At 64.3% G+C, this 17846-nt stretch carries 17 protein-coding genes; 12 read left to right on the top strand and 5 right to left on the bottom strand.

Annotated elements, in window-relative coordinates:
* Positions 1–103: 103 nt before the first annotated feature.
* Both HY726_13630 and HY726_13625 read right to left on the bottom strand, forming a co-directional pair.
* Positions 104–2842 (bottom strand): MMPL family transporter, encoded by a 2739-nt coding sequence (locus HY726_13630; protein ID MBI4610037.1) that lies wholly within the window; start codon positions 2840–2842, stop codon positions 104–106.
* Positions 2839–3798 (bottom strand): hypothetical protein, encoded by a 960-nt coding sequence (locus tag HY726_13625; protein MBI4610036.1) that lies wholly within the window; start codon positions 3796–3798, stop codon positions 2839–2841. Before HY726_13625 ends, HY726_13630 begins: the two co-directional genes overlap by 4 nt.
* Positions 3799–3993: 195 nt before the next feature.
* Between HY726_13625 and HY726_13620 the strand changes: the two genes are divergently transcribed.
* Positions 3994–4602, top strand: coding sequence for a methyltransferase domain-containing protein (locus tag HY726_13620; GenBank protein MBI4610035.1), 609 nt, complete (start codon positions 3994–3996; stop codon positions 4600–4602).
* A 29-nt stretch (positions 4603–4631) separates the two neighbouring features.
* Here the strand turns inward: HY726_13620 and HY726_13615 are convergent, their stop codons facing one another.
* From HY726_13615 to HY726_13605, 3 genes are all read right to left on the bottom strand, one after another.
* Complete coding sequence (locus HY726_13615) at positions 4632–4964, bottom strand: YXWGXW repeat-containing protein (GenBank protein ID MBI4610034.1); 333 nt, start codon at positions 4962–4964, stop codon at positions 4632–4634.
* Between the two features lie 280 nt (positions 4965–5244).
* Positions 5245–6096, bottom strand: a complete 852-nt coding sequence (locus HY726_13610; GenBank protein MBI4610033.1) for a pantoate--beta-alanine ligase — start codon at positions 6094–6096, stop codon at positions 5245–5247.
* A 17-nt stretch (positions 6097–6113) separates the two neighbouring features.
* Positions 6114–6941 carry a VacJ family lipoprotein gene (locus HY726_13605; protein ID MBI4610032.1) on the bottom strand — a complete coding sequence of 276 codons (828 nt, stop codon included), beginning with the start codon at positions 6939–6941 and terminating at the stop codon, positions 6114–6116.
* Between the two features lie 268 nt (positions 6942–7209).
* Between HY726_13605 and HY726_13600 the strand changes: the two genes are divergently transcribed.
* The 11 genes from HY726_13600 (at position 7210) to HY726_13550 (ending at position 17665) form a co-directional block, all read left to right on the top strand.
* Positions 7210–7359, top strand: a complete 150-nt coding sequence (locus tag HY726_13600) for a hypothetical protein (GenBank protein MBI4610031.1) — start codon at positions 7210–7212, stop codon at positions 7357–7359.
* A 9-nt stretch (positions 7360–7368) separates the two neighbouring features.
* The gene (locus tag HY726_13595) at positions 7369–8340 is read left to right on the top strand and encodes a MoxR family ATPase (GenBank protein ID MBI4610030.1); all 972 of its coding nucleotides are present in this window, start codon (positions 7369–7371) and stop codon (positions 8338–8340) included.
* On the top strand, positions 8337–9227 hold the full coding sequence (locus HY726_13590; protein MBI4610029.1) for a DUF58 domain-containing protein: 891 nt from the start codon (positions 8337–8339) through the stop codon (positions 9225–9227). Before HY726_13595 ends, HY726_13590 begins: the two co-directional genes overlap by 4 nt.
* Positions 9212–10198, top strand: coding sequence for a hypothetical protein (locus HY726_13585; protein ID MBI4610028.1), 987 nt, complete (start codon positions 9212–9214; stop codon positions 10196–10198). The genes HY726_13590 and HY726_13585 overlap by 16 nt, the downstream gene beginning before the upstream one ends.
* Positions 10199–10337: 139 nt before the next feature.
* Positions 10338–11078, top strand: coding sequence for a VWA domain-containing protein (locus HY726_13580; protein MBI4610027.1), 741 nt, complete (start codon positions 10338–10340; stop codon positions 11076–11078).
* Positions 11079–11097: 19 nt separating this feature from the next.
* Positions 11098–11658, top strand: coding sequence for a tetratricopeptide repeat protein (locus HY726_13575; protein ID MBI4610026.1), 561 nt, complete (start codon positions 11098–11100; stop codon positions 11656–11658).
* A 1-nt stretch (position 11659) separates the two neighbouring features.
* Complete coding sequence (locus tag HY726_13570) at positions 11660–12706, top strand: VWA domain-containing protein (GenBank protein ID MBI4610025.1); 1047 nt, start codon at positions 11660–11662, stop codon at positions 12704–12706.
* Between the two features lie 104 nt (positions 12707–12810).
* Complete coding sequence (locus tag HY726_13565; GenBank protein ID MBI4610024.1) at positions 12811–14166, top strand: Glu/Leu/Phe/Val dehydrogenase; 1356 nt, start codon at positions 12811–12813, stop codon at positions 14164–14166.
* Between the two features lie 23 nt (positions 14167–14189).
* Positions 14190–15698 (top strand): hypothetical protein, encoded by a 1509-nt coding sequence (locus HY726_13560; GenBank protein MBI4610023.1) that lies wholly within the window; start codon positions 14190–14192, stop codon positions 15696–15698.
* Positions 15699–16397: 699 nt separating this feature from the next.
* Entirely contained in the window at positions 16398–16904 is a 507-nt protein-coding gene (locus HY726_13555) for a hypothetical protein (GenBank protein ID MBI4610022.1), read from the top strand.
* A gap of 35 nt (positions 16905–16939) precedes the next feature.
* Positions 16940–17665 carry an NAD(P)H-hydrate epimerase gene (locus HY726_13550; GenBank protein ID MBI4610021.1) on the top strand — a complete coding sequence of 242 codons (726 nt, stop codon included), beginning with the start codon at positions 16940–16942 and terminating at the stop codon, positions 17663–17665.
* Positions 17666–17846 lie beyond the last annotated feature (181 nt).

Genomic DNA, 17846 nt, shown 5'->3' with positions numbered 1-17846 from the left:
CCCGCGCGGCCGATTCCTGGGGGAGGCCTCGGAGGGGGCCGTCGAGGCCCCCTCCGATTGTCCTAGGCTCGGGCGGCTTGGGGCGCCTGGCGCGGAACGAAGGTCAGGCTGCTGACGCGGCGATGGCGCGGGCCTCATGGATGGCCGCCCGGTCGAGGAGGCGGATCAGCGCCGGCAGCACGATGAGGGAGGAGACCAGACTCGTGGTCGCTCCGAGGGTGAGCAGGAGCCCGAGGCTCCAGATCCCCTGGTGCTGGGCTACCATGAGGCTCCCGAACCCGCCGATGGTCGTCAGGCCGTTGAGGGTGACCGCCATCACCGTGCTCCGAGCCAGCAGCGGGCCATCCTGGGCCCGCCCCTCCATGTAGCGGACGACCACGTTCAGCCCGTACTCGGCCGCCGTCCCGATGATGAGCGGGAGCGCCCAGACGTTGGCCAGGTTGAACTCCAGGCCGAAGACCTGCATCAATCCCACCGCCCAGAGGGTGCCCAGCAGGAGTGGCGTGAGCGCCAGGGCGGTCTCCCGGAGGCGCCGGAGCATCAACGCCGCCAAGGCCGAGACCAGGATGAAGGCGTAGATGGCGCCCTGGAAGTAGGCCTTCTCCATGAACCGGATCGCCTCGTACGTGATCACGGGAGATCCGGTCACGTCGCGATCCACCGACCGGACTTCCGTTACGAATCGCTCAGCGCCATCGCGCTCCCAGATATCCACATTGGGGTGGATCCGAAGCAGGAAGCGCCCACTCTTGCCGATGAACTTCCGCCTCAGCTCCTCGGGCACGTTCCCGATCGTGACCGGCCGCGGCTGCAGGTTCCGCTGGAAGTCGTGGACCTTCTTGGCGAAGTCCTTGTAGAGCTGAGCCTGGAACTGGTTCAGCGACGAGCGGATGATCTCGGGATCCTCGCCGTCGAGCTTCTCAAGGATAGTGCCGACCCGGGATCGCAGTGACCCGATCTGTTTCCCGGGGCCTTCAGGTCCCGCCTCGGCGACCGCCAGGTCGAAGCGCCGTTTGAGGGTCTTGAGTGTCTCGCGGACCTGGTTCAGGTCCAGCGTCGTGGCGATCCCGAGCCGCACCGGAGCCACGAGCGGGGCGAAGTCCCGGATGATCCGGATCTTCTCAACCGGGCGCTCGGGGATCAGCCTCAGCACGCTGTCCACCTCGGAGACCGAAGCAAGCCGGTCGAACGCCTCGTGCTTCCGGCGAAGCTCATCGAGAGTCTCCGCGGTGGCCAGGGCGGTGAATCCGGATCGGCCCGCATCGGCCAGAATTTTCTTCTCCCAGCGTACGGACTCGGTGCCTTTGGCCTGGAGGTTCAAGAGGTTATAGTCAAAGCCCACGGTGCGGGCTCCCCAGAGCGCGAAGGTGGTCAGCAGCCCTGCTGCCAGCAGGATCGTCTTGGGGTAGCGCGTGAGCCATTCGAGCGCCGGCACGCGGACCCTTTCCAGCTCGTGGGGGCGGGGCACGCTCCCCCGCGGTCGGCTGGCGTGGCGTCGATCCACCAGCACCAGGAGAGCGGGGAAGAAAGTCAGCATGCTCACGAACGCCATCACGATGGCCGTGCCGGAGACGAAGCCGAACTCCTGGATCCCCCGGAACTCGGTGAACATCAGCACGGCGAATGTTCCGGCGGCGGTGAGCGCGCCCAGGAGGATCCCCGGCCCGCTGCGCGCGGCAGTCAGCTCGAGCGCCTCCCGGAGGTTCCGCCCCAGCAGGATTTCCTCCTCGTAGCGAAACAGGAAGTAGATGCCGTAGTCGATCCCGATCCCCACCATCAGGGAGATGAACATCACCGAGAAGATGGTCAGGTGGCCAACCGTCAGCGTGATGATCCCGAGCGACCAGGCCAGGCTCACGGCCAGGGCGGCCAGCATCAGCAACGGCTTGCCTACCCGCCAGAACATGAGGAGCACCAGGCCGAGAGTGAGGGCGAAGGCCAGGAGCGTGGCGACTCTGCTGTCGCGGAAGGCGGTAATCATCTCGTCGTTCGAGAGGGCCGGCGACCCCGTGACGCCGGCCTGGACGCGTGGAAACTCGTCGCGAAGGCGGGCGATCGCGGCTCGGATGACCTCGATCCTCTCCCCGTTGTCCGTAAAGTTCCCCTCCTCCCTCGTCTGCTCCACGAGCATGAACAGAAGGCGCTTGTCGTCGGAGAGGAAATAGCCCGAGTCGGCTTCCTCGGCCGCGCCAAAGGAGAAGATCGTGCCCCAGGGGGAATGGTAAGGGGCGGGGCCGTCTATGCGGCTCCCGAGCTGGACGAGCAGCTCGTCGAGGAAGCGGAGGTCCCCCGGCCCGCTATCTTGGAGCCCCAGGTCGAAGAAGTGCGACAGGAAGCTCGCCGCGAGCTGCCGGTTGATCCCCTCGAGGAGCTCGTCCAGCGTGGGGTGGGCGGCGTAGGCCTCAATGAACTGCTGGTGGTCGAAGATCCTGTCGCGAATCTCAGCCAGCTCGGGTACGGACAGGTAGAGGAGGGCTTGCCCCTCGAAGTGCTTGGGATCGATGCGGTACGTCACCCGCTTGAACTTCAGGGGGCTTTTCTTCAGCTCGCGCACCAGGCGGGCGGCGTAGGCCTTGGCTTCTTCGGGGCTCTGCGCCTCGACCGCGATGACGATGTCGTTCAGCTCGCCAAAATCCTGGACGTACTCGGCGAACAGCGTGGCGTAGCGCTGCCCCGGAGGGAGGAGGCGGAGGTTCGACGTTTGGAATGTGAGCGCGTGGACGGTGTACAGGAGCGCGACGGCGGCCAGCGTCAGCGAGAAGACAACTGTCAGGATCGGGCGCCTCGCGGACACGCAAACCAGGTGATGGAGGAGCCGACCGGTCCGGGAGAACGGGCTCATCGGGGGCTCAGAGCGGCCGGAACGGTCCGGGCGAAAAGCCTAAGCGGGCGATTCACCACGCCCTTGGTAGCCCGCGGTGTCGGCGTGAAGCGCGGACCGGGAGGCGTCAGAATCGGCAGGCTACTGGGCAGTACGCCAAGCTCCTCGGCCCGATGGCCGCGCACTGTCAGCGAGACCCGCTTCCCGCGTCGATAGGACACCCGTTGCCATCGACCCGGGAGCCGAAACAGGAACGCGAGGAGGAGCGAGACCAACGCTCGCTTTGTCATCGGGGGTACCACGAAGGCATCAAGGAGGCCGTCAAAGGGCGTCGTCGTGGGAGTAAACGTGAGAAAACCCCGGTACGTGGGGACGTTAGCTACGATCGCCATCACCGCCTCCTCCGCGATCGGCGCTCCGTCCACTTCGACCCGGATGGAAGGCAGCGGCGCGGAGTTGATCATCTCCAGAGCGGTCCGGACATAGGCGAGGTAGCGGAGGAGACCCGAGTGCGGAAGCGCCGCCCGGGTCTCCACTGCCTGCTTCACCTCTTCGAGGAAACCGACGCCCCGGTTGGAAAGGAAGAAACCGTCCCGCTCGACGCCGACATCGACCCAGCGGACTTCCCCGCGGTCCAGGAGGTCGAGGACAGACGGGATCCGAGCCCGATGCCCGAAGGTTCGAGCGAAAATGTTGCCGAAGCCTACGGGGACAGGAACGAGGGGGACCTGATGCCGGAGGGCGAGGGGGGCGATCTCGCTGAGCGTGCTGTCTCCGCCCACGCAGAGCAGGTAGCCGAAGTCACCCCGGCACCCTTTGACCCACGCGCGAGCCTCGAGGGAGTCGCGGACCACGAGTGTCCGCGCTTCACGGCCGCTCGCTCGAAGGCTCGCCTGCAACCGCTCCGCGAGCGCAAGCCCTTTCCCGTTCCCCGCCCGAGGGTTGGCAACGAGCTGAACCGCCGATCGCGTCCTCACGGATGGTTCTCCTGGTGGATGAACGGGCGGACCAGGGCTAAAATTCCCACCATGAAACGGCTCTACTTTCAACGCCCACCGCGCCTTGAACCGACATGCCTCCCGCATCGCTTTGGCGGCTCCCCGGAGGAAGTCGCCTCCGCCCTGGATCGTCTGGCGGTCGCCAACCGGTACTTTGGAGGCGCCCGAAGCCTCGTGGGCCCGCTGCGGCAACTACTCGCGCGCCACCGGGGTGAGCGTCTCCGCCTTTTGGACGTGGGCTGCGGGAGAGCGGACATCCCCCGCGCCCTGGTGACGTGGGCCCGGCGAACCGGCATCGACCTCTACGTCGTCGGCGTGGACCAGGATTCTGAGGTGATCCACCATGCGGCTGCCGCGAGCCGTGGCTTTCCCGAGATCCACATTGTCCAGGCCGACGCGGTGCGGCTCCCATTCCGTCCGGGCAGCTTCGATTATGTCTTTTCGTCCATGCTCCTCCACTACTTCGCGTTGGACGAGGCCGTGGCCCTCCTCCGCGCGTGGGGAGCGCTGGCGTCCCGCGCCGTCCTCGTGAGCGATGTCGAACGCCACTGGTTCCCCTGCCTGGCCATCCCGATCCTCGCCAAGATCTTGAAGAGCGACCTGTTCCGGGAGGGATCGCGGCGGACAGTCCTGCGCGGGTTCACGCCTGAGGAGATGGCCTGGCTGGCGGATCAAGCTGGGTTGGCCCGTCCGCGCGTACGGCGGTACTTCCCGTTTCGCCTGGCCTTGGTTGGGTGGCGCGATGATCTCAGTCCAGGCGGGCTTCCTCCTCACCAGTCCTGAGACCTCCGGGCTGCCGGCCAGAGGCGGGGTTACCTGATCCAGTAGCCGGGCACCCAGACCCACCCAAAGCCGTTCCAGTGCCAGAAACCCGGGACCCACAGCGGCTCGGGAACCGGGTGCACCGGCACGGAGTGGTGCGTGAACCCGTGGTGAGTGAAGTGAGGACGGTGATGGATTCCGAAGTTGTGGTGGATGAAAGGATGCCCATGCCCTATGAAGGCACCCCCATGGCCGTGGTGAACGCTCGCGTGAGGACCGCCATGAAAGGCATGGCCGCCCCATGCCCAGGCCGCTCCTGGCAGGGCCAAGGAGCCGAGTGCGACCGCAAGGATGAGCGCGAGACCGATGCTGGCTCGTTTCATCAGGATCCTCCTTCCGTCGTCTATCGCTCCGGATGCTCTCCGACGCACCCATACGACGTCGGAGGCGCCCGGGAAGATTCGAGAACATCACCCTCCTATCGGTCCTCGCCTCGTGGCTCATCTACTCGGGCCTCGCCTCGGCGCTGGCGCAGGCGATGAGGCTGCCTCTGCCGAAGCGCCTCGGCTCGAACTGCCACGCCTGCGGCTCGTCCGAAGCCCCTCGGCTCGAACGACCACCCGTCCCCTGAAGGTCGGGGTCTTCTACTGGCCTCAGCGATCTCTACTCAACCTCCAAATTATCGATGAGCCGACTGCGACCCAATCGAACGGCGCCGGCGAGCAGGACTCGTCCCTCGATGTTCTCAACCGGTTGGAGGGTCTGAGGGTCCACTACGGACAAGTAATCGACCCGCACCCCTTCGGTCCTCCCTACTGTCTGCATCATCACCTCGGAGATCCGCGCCGCCTTCGTCTCCCCATTCCGGACAGAGTCTCGGCCGGCCACGAGCGCGTGATAGAGGCAAAGCGCTTTCTTCCGCTCTTCAGCTGAAAGGTACCGGTTCCGTGAACTCATTGCCAAATCGTCCGGTTCGCGCACGGTGGGCATGCCGATCACGTCCACGGGCAGACTGAGATCGGACGCCATCCGCTCGATCATGCGCCACTGCTGATAATCCTTCTTTCCAAAATACGCGTGATCCGGTTGAACGATCTCGAACAGCTTGAGCACCACCGTTAGGACCCCCCGGAAGTGACCGGGACGAAACGGGCCGCACAAATGATCGCCAAGCTCTGCCTGAACCACGAAGGTGAGCGGTTTTGGCGGGTACATCTCCGTCCCCGACGGCGCAAAGATAAGGACCGGACGGTGCTCCATATCTCGCAAAAGCCGCACGTCCGCATGGAGATCGCGAGGATAGGCCGCGAAATCTTCGTTGGGCCCGAACTGGAGGGGATTGACAAAGATGCTCACGACGGTGAGGTCACAGTCGACCTGCGATTGCCGAACGAGGCTGAGATGCCCTTCGTGAAGGGCGCCCATGGTGGGCACCAAACCCGCGGTCAGACCTCGGGAGCGAACCTTCCTGATCTCAGCGCGGCACTCGGGAATGGTCGACAGAACTTCGGCCATCCGGGTTCCTCCGCCAACTATTCCTCGATCGCCTTTTGGCGCCGTTGGAGATACGCGTTCCGCGCCGCGCTGTAGAGGTCGAGGCTGGTCTCCTCGACGGTCTCGAAGAGCTCCAGGTTCAGCGCCCGGTCATTGACGCGCTTCCCAACCCCTATGCTCGTCAGCGCGGCACCGGGAAAGACGACGTAGTTGAACGGATCGAGCGCGGCATCAGCCGCGAACCCGATCCCGTCGCGGACCGTGAGAGGGGGCAACAAGGGCAGGACCAGGTAGGGCCCCGGGCCCACCCCGTAGACGCCCAGGGTCTGGCCGGTGTCTTCATCGCTCTCTTCGATACCAAGCCCCTTGGCCACGTCGAAGAGACCGGCAATGCCAATGGTGCTGTTCAGCACAAAGCGGGCGAGCTCCCGGCCCGCCCCGGTGATCTTGACCTGGAAAAGGTTATTCACCAGACGGCGGGGCATGCCCAGGTTGTCGAAGGCCCTGCCGAGGCTCAGCTGGAGGGGGTCGGGGAGGACTTTGTCCCACCCCTTTGCCACCGGCTTCAGGACGACCCGGTCGAGCTCCCGGTTGAAGGAAAACATGGTCTCGTTAAAGGGCTCCCACGGGTCGTACTCCTCGATAAATCCGTCCTCCACAATCTCGGCGGAGACCGGCGCGCGCGCTCTGGCGCCCGAGCGGGACTCCAAGCCCGCCAGCTGAGCAGCCTCCAGAGCCGTCACCCCGTCCGTGTCTCCGACGGTCGTCTCCCCGCTTGAACCCGACACCGAGACAAAATTGGCGATTACCACCGCGACGCCTACGGTCACCATGCGTCGTAGCCATCGGCTGACTTGGTACGGCACCGTCTCCTCCCGTGACCCGGAGTTGCCCTCTAGCCGGGGGGGCGCTAAAGCAGCACAGCCGCTCCGCTTCGGCAACCGCACCCCGACGGTAATTAGAGGGCGCCTCCCGGCGTGGAGATTCAGCACCGCATCGCGAATCCTGCCCGCTCCCGCCTCCGTCGTATGGGTGCATGGATGAGCCGGCAGCCCGTTTCACGCGCATGTGGAGGGAACCACAAATCGGGAGAGTGCGATGAGGCAGGGTTTAGTTACCTTGGCGGAGGATTCGATGATCCGCCACCGACATTGGGGCGACATCTTCGCGTCTTTGGCGAAGCTCGAAACCGGACTCCACAAGGTGGAAGCTGACCTGGGCCAGATGCGCGCGGACCTCGAGACCTTCAGGAAATCGCTCGACGCGCCGCGCGAGGAGGGATGAGCTTCTCCCATGAAACCGGATGCCCTGGAGCGGGTCCATCAGGCGATCGACGAGGTCGAAAAGGTCGTCGTCGGCCAGCGGGGCCTGATCCGACAGGTGTTCGTCGCGCTGCTCTCGGACGGACACGTGCTGCTCGAAGGCGCCCCTGGCTTGGCCAAGACGCTTCTCGCGTCCGCCGTAGGGCAAGCCATCGGAGGGACATTCCGGAGGATCCAGATGGTCCCAGACATGATGCCGAGCGACATTGTCGGGACCTACCTCTACGTCAACGGCCGGTTTGAAGTCGAGAAAGGACCGATCATCGGCCCAACCCTGGTCCTCGTGGACGAAATCAATCGTGCGCCTGCCAAGACCCAGGCCGCGCTGCTCCAGGCGATGCAGGAGCGGCAGGTGACGATCATGGGAAAGGAAACCTTCGGGCTGGGAGACCCGTTCATCGTCCTGGCGACCCAGAACCCCGTCGAACAGGAAGGGACGTATCCGCTTCCCGAGGCCCAGCTCGATCGCTTTCTCTTCAAGCTCCTGGTCTCATACCCCACCCGGGAGGCGGAGCTGCGAATCCTCGAGAACGCCTATCTCGATCAACGGGACCGCCTCGAGGGGATCCGCGCCGTTCTCAAGCCAGGAGATCTTGTCGACCTCAGGGAAGAGATCAAGAAATCGGTGAAGGTCGAGAGGCCGGCCCAGTTCTACATCACGGACCTCTGCCGGGCCACCCGAGACCCCCGCGGGTACCGGCTCAAGGAGCTGGAGGGGAAGATCAAGATGGGGGCATCACCCCGGGCCATGCTGGCCTTGCGGGACGCCGCCAGGGTCCAGGCCTTCTTCAACGGCCGCTACTCGGTCCACCCGGAGGACATCCAGGAGATCGCCATGGAAGTGCTCCGGCACCGGATCATCCTGGAGTACGGGGCGGAGGCAGAGAGGTTCACCGCCGAGGAGGCGATCCGGCAGATCCTCGCCCACGTCCGAGTGCCATGAACGACCTTCTGAGAAAGCTCGCCCGTGTGGATTTCTATATCCGCTGGTACGTGTCCCAGGTCGGCGCGGGGAGACGGCCGAGCCGCTTTCGAGGCGCCGGCCTCGAGTTTGAGAAGATCACCCGCTATGACCTGGGGGAAGATCCGCGCTGGATCAACTGGAAGGCCACCGCCCGGACCGGCGCGATGCGAGTCCTCAAGAACACCCTGATCGAAGAGCGGCAGCTCCAGGTTTTCCTTGTTGTCGACCTCAGCGGCTCCATGGACTTCGGGACGGAGCGAGCTCCGAAGCGGAGGGTGGCGGCCGAAATTGCGGCAGCGCTGGCTCACGTCGCCTGGCGCATGGGCGATTCGGTTGGCTACCTCGGCCATGCCTCGAAGGTGGAGGATTACTGGCCGCCTCGGCACTCGCCGGAGTACCGACTCCTGATCCCGGCCGCCATTTTAGGAAGTGCGGCCGGCTCCAGTGGAAGCGCCAGTTTTTCCACGGTGCTCGAGCGGTTGCCCAGAAAGCGGTCACTTCTCTTCGCGCTCTCCGATTTCCAGGAGGATCTCGCCGTGCTTGAGCCTGCGGTGAGGACGGCGGCCCGCTACCATGATCTCGTTCCGGTCATCATCGACGACCCGCGAGAGCGATCGCTCCCTGAGGGAACCGGGTTCATTCAGATGCGGGACCTCGAGACAGGAGCCCATCGGAGCATCTGGCTGAATCGAAAGAGCCGCGAGGCCTGGATGGAGCGGCTGAGCAGACGCGATGAGGAGCTGACCGCCGTCTTCCGGCGGGCGGGAGTCGATGCCATGCGAGTGAACCCCACCATCGATCCGCTGAACGAGATCGCCAGGCTCTTCCTCCGTCGGCGGAGGATGGCTCCATGCGGAAGTGGCTGATCTCAGCCTGCACGTTAGCCCTCCTTGCCTGGCCATTGACACCCCTGGCCCAGGCCGCGCTGGAGAAGCCTTCAATCTCCGCCCGCTTCGAGACCCCGCGGGACTTCGGCTACCACATCGGCGATCTGATCTCGCTTACCCTGCTGATCGAGGCGGAGACCAGCGTGGTAATCGATCTGGAGAACCTGCCCCATGGGGGAGACACGGTCGGGGCGTTTGAAGTCCGGGACGTTCGGATCGGCCATTCCAGGACCGCCTCGGGCTCGGCCTATCGCATCGAGTTCACCCTCCAGACCTTTGTCCCGGCCATGTCAGCCGTGGGCGTGGTCTTTCCCCCGATCGAGCTTCGCTTCGCGCTGCCGGGGGACCGATCGGCGGACGGCGGGTACGTTTACCGCACTGTCACCCTTCCCCCTCACGTCTTCTTCCTCTCTCCCACCGCGGTCGGCCGGCGAGTCCTGAGAGCCAATAAAGGATCAGTGCTTCCGCCCACGGCGTGGTTCTTCTGGGGCGCTGTGAGCCTGGGCGGCGTACTCCTGACGCCCGCGCTGCTGATGCTGGCGTGGAATGCCGCTCGGTGGTGGAAGCGCCGCTCCAGGGAGGAACTCTCGCCGGCCGGCAGGCGCGCCCTCGGCAGGCTCAGAGTGCTTCGGGGGCGGTACCTGGCCTGTGAGGAGAAGACGCCCGACATGTTCCTCAAGGTCGGCGCCGTGCTGCGTCGTTTCCTGAGAGAGGAGTGTGGAATCCCCGCGCGTGCGCAAACGATCCATCAGATCAGGGAGCGCTTCAGGGGACATCCGCTGGAGAAGGAGCTCACCGCGATTTTAGAGCGGTACAGCGAAGTTATCTACGACGGACATCATCCGGCCCCAGCGGAAAAAGAGAACATCATCCGAGAGGTGGCGGCTCTGATCGATCGTCTTGAACGGGTCGGCTGCCCGACTCATGGGGGCAACGGTGCGTCTCGCTGACCCGTTCCTCCTTCTTCTGGGGCTTCTCTTCCTCCCAGTCCTCCTGGCGAGAGCGAGACCACACCTGGGGTACTCAACCCTCGGTCTCTTCGGCGACGTCCCTCGTGCCCCCTTGTGGGTGCGGGTACCGCATTGGACCATGGGACTTGGGATCTGCCTCCTGCTGGTGGCCCTCGCGCGCCCCCAGTGGGGCCAAGCCGTCGAGAAGGAACGATTCCAGGCGCGGGACATCATCCTGGCCATCGACCTCTCCGGCAGCATGGCGGACGACCTCCGGGCCGGAGGCGGCAGGAAGATCGACCTCGCTAAAGAGGCCGCGCTAGCGTTTGTCGAACGGCGGCGGGGAGATCGGATTGGCCTGTTGGTCTTTGGTAACGAGACGTACGGAAGCTGGCCCCTGAGCAGCGACCTCGAGATCATTCGGGAGAAGATCCGCGAGCTGCGCCCAGACCTGGGTGGGACCGATCTGGCCAAACCGTTAGAGCACGCGTTGACACATTTCCAGCAACTCGGCCAGTCCAACGCCAAGGCGATCATCCTCGTGACGGATGGCGAAGCTCCCGTTCCCACCCCCCTCCGGCAGGAGATCCAGGCGAAGTTGACCGCCATAGGAATCCATCTCTATCTCCTGGGGATTGATCTCGGAGAGTCCGCTGACATCCTCGATCTCGTGAGCCGTAGCGGCGGGCGCGTCTGGAATGTCAACAGGGCTGCAGAGTTTTGGAGCCGGTTCCAGGAGATTGACCGGCTCGAGCCATCCCTCGTGGTGGTCGAGAAGCGGCTCATCCATCGGGACCTCTACGCCGGGTTCACGCTCGGAGGGCTGGCGTGCCTGACATTGGCCATCGTTGGAGCAACACTGGCTCCACGAATTCCCTGAGCCATTGGAGGGAAGACGCATGAACTGGCTTCGGCTTCGGACCGCCATCGCGGTGGGCCTGCTCGCGGCCGGAACAACCTCGGTCTTTCTCGGTTGGTATCAGAAACGCGGATATGTCGATCTGGTGGCCGCTGGCGCGAGGGCGACCGAGGAAGCGAAATTCGACAACCGCGACTTCGAGCGTGCGGGGGGAAACCTCCTCGCCTCCAGGGACCTCATCGCCTATAACCGAGGGGTGAGAGCCTCCGCGGCCGGGCAGTTTGCAGTGGCAGCGCGTTATTTCCAGGAAGCTATTTCCCGGAGCCGATCCCCGGCTCTCCGGGCAAAAGCTCACTACAACCTGGGCAATGTGTTTGCCGTGCAAGGGAAAGTCCGAGAGGCAGCGGAGATGTTCCGGGAGGCGCTCCGCCTTGACCCGTCGGACTGGGACGCCAAATCGAACCTCGAGACGCTTTACACCCGAGTCCAGATCTCGGAGGAAGAGGGAACCAATGCCTCTCTGAAACAGGCTCAAGACCTGGGGAGAGCCGGAGACGAGATGGGTCAGGGCAGCTCTGTGTCCGGAAAGGCCGGCATCTAGGATGATCAAGGATCTCAGCTTCTCTAATCCATCGGCGATGTGGTTGATTCCGCTGCTCCTCCTCCTCTTGGGACTGGCGCTCGTAGAGATGCGGAGACGGCAGGCCTTTTTGAAGGCCTTCGGCGAACTGCCTCTGGTGAGCCAGTTTTCCGGTCTCGGGCCCGAGTGGCCCCGACGGCTCCGGCCTCTCTTCCTTTCCCTAGCACTCATCGGGGTTGCCGCAGCTCTCGCCAGGCCGGTATCGGCGACCAAATCGGGGGAAAACGACCGAAGGCTCCCGGACATCGTGCTGCTCCTCGATGTGTCGCGGAGCATGGGCGCAGAGGACTACGCACCGAAGATCTCCCGTCTCGGCAAGGCGAAGGCGATGATCTTCGAGGCGCTCCCCGGTCTGGCTGGAACGAGGGTGGGCATCGTCACCTTCGCGGGGGCGGCGTTCCAGCAGGCTCCCCTGACGGCGGACCATACGGCCTTGAAATTCATCCTGACCAACTGGGTCTTCCTCGAATCGGCTCCGCCGGGAGGGTCGGACATTGCTCAAGGGATCAGGAGCGCCGTCCGATTCTTCGAGAGTCGGCAGGGAGAACGGGTTGTCCTCCTGTTCTCCGACGGAGGACACGACCATCCGGAGGATCTTCGCTTGGCTGTGGGGGAGGCCCGCTCGAAGGGGATCAGGATCTTCGCCTTCGGCTTGGGAGGTCCTGTGGCATCGAAGATACCGCAATACGACAGCAACGCCGGGTTTTCGGGGTGGCTGACGTTGAACGGCGAGGTCGTCACGACGAGGCTCGATGAGGGCATGATGAAAGAGATCGCGGCCGGGACCAAGGGAGCCTATTCCAGAGTCATCTCCGGCCGAGAGCTGCAAGAGACGCTCACACGGCTGAAGATCCGCGCGCACTCCCCAGCCGAGGCCAGGAACCTCTTCCAGTGGCCACTCGGCGCCGCCCTTGTTCTCCTCTTCGTGGAGCGGGTCAGCGCGGGGCTGACAGGTTGGAGGTTCTCCAGCGCGTTCAGAAGGAAGACGGCTGTTGCGGCCTCACACTGAGCGGGAGATTTATAAACCCATAGTCTACCCCGAGTTCCCACACGAACTCGGGGAACAAACCCGATAGGCAAACACACCCTGCCCGGGCAAAAGGAGAAAGGCACATGCCAGGATCGTTGCTTTCGGCTGCACAGCAAAGACTCGAAGCCGCATTGCCCTACGTCGTCCTATCGACCGACGCCGTTGAACGCCTGAAGCGTCCGAAGCTGAGCGTGACGGTGGCCATCCCGGTCCGCATGGACAACGGCGACCTCAAGGTGTTCCCTGGCTATCGGGTTCACTACGACGATACTCGAGGACCCACAAAGGGAGGGATCCGATACCACGCGGCCGTCACGCTCGACGAAGTCGAAACGCTGGCGTTCTGGATGACCTTCAAATGCGCCGCCCTGGACCTCCCGTTCGGCGGAGCCAAGGGCGGAATCACGGTTGATCCGAAGGCCCTATCCAGGTTTGAACTCGAGCGGCTGAGCCGGGGATACATTGACGCGGTCGCGGATTTTATCGGTCCCGACAGCGACATTCCTGCCCCCGACGTCTACACGAACCAGATGATCATGGGGTGGATGATGGATCAGTACAGCATTATCCGCCGGCACATCACCCCTGCGGTGATCACGGGAAAACCACTGACGATGGGAGGCAGTCTCGGCCGTGAGACAGCGACGGCGATGGGGACCTTTTTTCTCATGGAAGCCGTGCGGCCCGAGTTTTCCCATCTGCCGAACGAGCCCGCCGTCGCCATTCAGGGGTTCGGGAACGCCGGCTCCATCTTGGCGGAGATTCTGTTTAAGGCCGGTTACAAGGTTGTCGCCGTCAGCGATTCCAGCGGAGCGATCTATTCCAAAGACGGGTTAGACATCCCCAGCGTGAAGCAATTCAAGGAATCGACTCGTGAACTCAAAGCGGTTTACTGCAAAGGTTCCGTCTGTCACAGCGTCGACCACGACAGGCTTACCAATGCAGAGCTCTTGATGCTGGACGTCGATATCCTCATCCCGGCCGCCCTCGAAAATCAGATCACGGAAGCCAACGCCGACGACATAAAAGCCACTCTCATCTTTGAGGTGGCTAATGGGCCGATCACCCCTGCCGCAGATGACACCCTCGAGCGGAATGGAATTCGTGTGTTCCCCGATATTCTGACCAACGCGGGCGGGGTCACGGTGAGTTATTTCGAGTGGGTGCAGAATCGGACGGGGCTCTACTGGACGTTAGACGAAGTGAACGCCAGGCTGAAGCGCAAGATGGTTGAGGCGGGCGAGAAAATCTGGGCTTTAGCCAAACAGCACTCGATGTCCCTGCGAACTGCAGCGTACGTTCACGCCCTCACCAGGATTGGGGACGCGATGAACGCGAAGGGTACGAAACATTACTACGTTGGCGCGCTGACGCCCCACGAGGGTGACCCTTCCGTTACGGAATCGGCCAATGGATCAACCGCGGCTTCGGGGAAATGACGGCGACGCCACATGATCGCGCAATGCAAGATCTGCTGACTGGCGCGCCATCGGTCGCCCGTGCAGCCAGTGTTGTTCACCGGCTGCTGGGCGGGTTCCGGCCGGCCTATCTCCCGGCGCTCCTCACGTACTTCTGCTATGGCGCCGGCAGCATCACCGGTGTCGCCCTCGTCTTCTTCGAGAAGGATACGCTCCGGCTGACACCGGCCGAGGTCGCGAGCATTACCTTCTGGCTTGGACTGCCGTGGGCCATGAAGATGGTTGTCGGCGTCGCGTCCGACGTGTACCCGATCTTCGGAAGCCGCCGCGCGGCCTACCTCCTGCTGGGCGCGGTCTGCTCGCTGGGCGGTTACGGAGCGCTCGCCACCGTAATTGAGACGAAGGGCGCCTTCCTGCTCGTCATGCTGCTGGTGACGATCGGGTTCATGATTCAGGACGTCGTCGCCGATGCGCTGACCGTCGAGCTGGCGCGGACCGACGAGGAGCTGGGCCAGATCCAGGCGCTGGGCCGCATGGCGCTGCTCCTGGGCGGCATCAGCGTGGGGTATCTCGGCGGCTGGCTCGCTGGCAGGATCGGGGCGCAGGGCGTGTTCGCGGTCGCGATGGTCTTGCCGCTGATCGTCGGCGCGAGCGCGGGATTCGTTCGGACGGGCGCGCGAGGGCGCCCGGCCGCGACGGACAACGGCCCGCTCGGAGGCGGCAAGGCACGCCTCGTGATGGCGGTGGGTGCCAGCTACGCAGCGCTCGGCGTCCTCCTGGAGACTTTGCAGGTGCCCTTCGCGCAGGAGATCGTGCTGCTGGTCTCGGGCGGGCTTATCGGGTTGCTGCTGGCCCGGGTGGGCGTCTCGCGAGCGGTGGCTGTAGCCGCCTTTGTGGTCTTTCTCTTTCGCGCGGTCCCTGGCGTGGGCCAGGGGTACAGCTACTGGGCCATCGACCGGCTCGGCTTTGACCAGCGGTTCCTCGGAGCCCTCGCGCAGGTGAGTTCGGTGCTGAGCCTGGTCGGTCTGCTCCTGTTCCGCCGGACGATCATCGCGCGGCCGGTAAGCTTCACGCTCCTGTGGGTGACCGTGGCCGCCAGCGTGCTGTACCTGCCCAATATCGGGCTCTTCTATGGCGCCAACGAGTGGTTCGGCCTCGGCGCGCGGACGTTCGCCTTCATCGACACCACGATCTCGGCGCCGCTCGGCCAGCTCACGATGGTGCCGATCCTGGTCCTCATTGCGAAAACTGCGCCGCGAGGCGCCGAGGCGACAATGTTCGCAACCATGGCATCGCTCATGAACCTAGCCCTCTCCGCCAGCGAACTTTTTACTCGCTACCTGAACACGGCCTTCGACGTCAGCCAGCAGGACTATTCGAACCTTGGCATGCTGATGATCACGGTCGGTGGAGTCGGCCTCTTGCCGCTTCTGGCACTCCCGCTACTGCGGCGTGAGGAGAGGGGGTCACTAGGCGGGAGGAGGGAGCACCCGGCCACCGCGCGGGGAAAGTCCCAAAGGCCTGAACCAGCACAAGCGGTGAGTCCTTGGTAGGCTTCCAGCCTCTCCCGGACCTCTTCGTCTAGGACCGGTATTGGACCTCTTTGCCGGCGTCATCCTCAACACAGGGGTCAGAAGGTAACCCGACGGTAGAATTCCTCCTCCTCGGTCCGGCGGGCTGGGCCCGACTTTCCCGTTGCCTGCCCGGCCGTTCGGGGCTGGCGGAACCGGCCCCTTCTCCATAAGAGGGGCCTGTTCTGTCGGGAGATTCACGCGACCGGCTGCGAATCTTCTCCGGCGCTCGTTCTATCTTACCGGGTGTCGGGGTAAGCGGGAGCAGGTGTAACAGGTAGAACAAGAGCAAAGTTTCCCGCAGAAAGGAAGACGCGCCATGTCACAGACGAGAGCGCTCGCCCGCCGGAAGCTCTTCAAGTTGGACCGTCCCCGTGCGATCGACTCGTACATCGACTACTTCGGTGGACGACCGGCGGCTGACATACCTCGCGCGAATGATCCGTGCGGTGAAGGCCTCCTCAACGCCCTTGCCGGCCGAAGAGAATCCGCCCGCCAACGCCCGGCAAGTGACGAACCACGGCGGTCGTCCGAACCCAGCCAACCGGTGCGCGAGGAGGCCGACGATTCAGGCGGTCGACCCATGCGGCACCGAACCAAGGGCCACGAATCCGGGCGGATTGGTCGCCCAACAGCCCGGCCGGACCGGACGCGGACCCTCCTCGGCCTCGACGCGCGCCGATGAAGAACTGGACCGTGCAGCAACCCATTTCAGAAGGGAGTCACGCGATGCGCCCAAACCCCGCGAAGGCGATCCTCGGTGGAGTTGTGGGAACGGTGGTCATGACCCTGATGATGTACTTTGTCGCTCCCATGATGCTCGGCAGGCCGATGGATGTGGCGGCCATGCTCGGTGGGATGCTCGGCGGCAGTTGGATGATGGGCATGCTGATGCACCTGCTCGACGGGAGTGTCGTGTTCCCGTTGATCTATGCGTATCTGTTGTATCGTGTCCTGCCCGGCGAGCCATGGCTGAAGGGAACGATCTGGGGGCTGATCTTGTGGTTCCTCTCGCAGGCCCTCGTCACACCCATGATGGGGGGCGGAATGTTTAGCGCGAAGGCAGGCGGACTGATGGCCGTGATGGCCTCGCTCATCGCCCACGCCATGTACGGGGCCCTGCTCGGTGGAATCGCCGGAGCGGCAGAAGGCTCCTCCACTTCTGCACATACCAATGCGACCCGGTGATGTCCCGATCCCGCCTGGTCGGGTGGAGGTCTGACGTGCTTCCCAGCGTCACAGTCAAGGAGATGACGGAGATCGATCGTCTCATGGTGGAGGAGTTGGGGATCGGGCTCCCTCAGATGATGGAGCACGCGGGACGGAATCTCACCGAGGTGGCCCGAACCCTCCTCGGAGGCGAGCTCGAGCGCAAGAAGATCGTGGTGCTGGTCGGGCCGGGGAACAATGGGGGCGGAGGGATGGTCGCCGCCAGACACCTCGCGAACGCCGGCGCCTCGGTCGTGGTGGTCCTGGGCCAGGCCGCGGTCCGCCTGAAAGAAATCGCGGCGCAGCAGCACGCGACCCTCCTCCGGATGGGGGTGCGGATCGTTGTCTTCGACTCCGGGGATGCCGAAGCGTTGGCCGCCTGCCTGGGGCCGAGTGCCCTCGTGATCGATGCGCTCCTGGGGTACAGCCTGAACGGTCCGCCACGGGGGGCGATCGCCACGCTCATTCGCCAGGCCAACGGGAGCTGTCGTCCGATCCTGGCGCTGGATCTTCCGTCGGGGCTTCACCCGGACACCGGCGAGACCTCCAATCCCTGTATCCGGGCCCACACCACCCTGACGTTGGGCTTGCCCAAGCGCGGACTTCTGGCGCCAACCGCGAAGCCATATGTGGGCCGACTCTGGGTGGGCGATATCGGCGTCCCGCCGGCAGTTTATGAGCGAGTCGGCCTCCGCGTGAGCTCGCTCTTCCATCGGGCTCCTGTCGTTCCAGTGGACTAGGAGTCGACGTGGCGACAGAGACTCGCTCCAGCACGGACCCAAGCCCGGACGGCCTGTCCTCCTCCTGCGAAATCAAGCCCCAGGCGTGCAGCGCCGAACTGTCGGCCTTCCTGAACCTGGCCCAAGACTTAGGAGCCGAGACTGACAGCGCCAGCCTCCTGCGGAGAGCGCTGAAGCACGC

Source organism: Candidatus Rokuibacteriota bacterium (assembly GCA_016209385.1).
Lineage (GTDB): Bacteria > Methylomirabilota > Methylomirabilia > Rokubacteriales > CSP1-6 > JACQWB01.
The sequence above is the reverse complement of the archived record's forward strand: the minus strand, read 5'-3'. Positions and strand labels throughout refer to the sequence as shown.

Bases quoted from the DNA above. Each gene is read 5' to 3' on its own strand.
- HY726_13570 (MBI4610025.1), top strand. From the start codon at position 11,660: ATGATCAAGGATCTCAGCTTCTCTAATCCATCGGCGATGTGGTTGATT.
- HY726_13575 (MBI4610026.1), top strand. From the start codon at position 11,098: ATGAACTGGCTTCGGCTTCGGACCGCCATCGCGGTGGGCCTGCTCGCG.
- HY726_13590 (MBI4610029.1), top strand. From the start codon at position 8,337: ATGAACGACCTTCTGAGAAAGCTCGCCCGTGTGGATTTCTATATCCGC.
- HY726_13630 (MBI4610037.1), bottom strand. From the start codon at position 2,842: ATGAGCCCGTTCTCCCGGACCGGTCGGCTCCTCCATCACCTGGTTTGC.
- HY726_13560 (MBI4610023.1), top strand. From the start codon at position 14,190: ATGCAAGATCTGCTGACTGGCGCGCCATCGGTCGCCCGTGCAGCCAGT.
- HY726_13580 (MBI4610027.1), top strand. From the start codon at position 10,338: ATGGGACTTGGGATCTGCCTCCTGCTGGTGGCCCTCGCGCGCCCCCAG.
- HY726_13595 (MBI4610030.1), top strand. From the start codon at position 7,369: ATGAAACCGGATGCCCTGGAGCGGGTCCATCAGGCGATCGACGAGGTC.
- HY726_13555 (MBI4610022.1), top strand. From the start codon at position 16,398: ATGAAGAACTGGACCGTGCAGCAACCCATTTCAGAAGGGAGTCACGCG.
- HY726_13585 (MBI4610028.1), top strand. From the start codon at position 9,212: ATGCGGAAGTGGCTGATCTCAGCCTGCACGTTAGCCCTCCTTGCCTGG.
- HY726_13565 (MBI4610024.1), top strand. From the start codon at position 12,811: ATGCCAGGATCGTTGCTTTCGGCTGCACAGCAAAGACTCGAAGCCGCA.
- HY726_13610 (MBI4610033.1), bottom strand. From the start codon at position 6,096: ATGGCCGAAGTTCTGTCGACCATTCCCGAGTGCCGCGCTGAGATCAGG.
- HY726_13600 (MBI4610031.1), top strand. From the start codon at position 7,210: ATGATCCGCCACCGACATTGGGGCGACATCTTCGCGTCTTTGGCGAAG.
- HY726_13615 (MBI4610034.1), bottom strand. From the start codon at position 4,964: ATGAAACGAGCCAGCATCGGTCTCGCGCTCATCCTTGCGGTCGCACTC.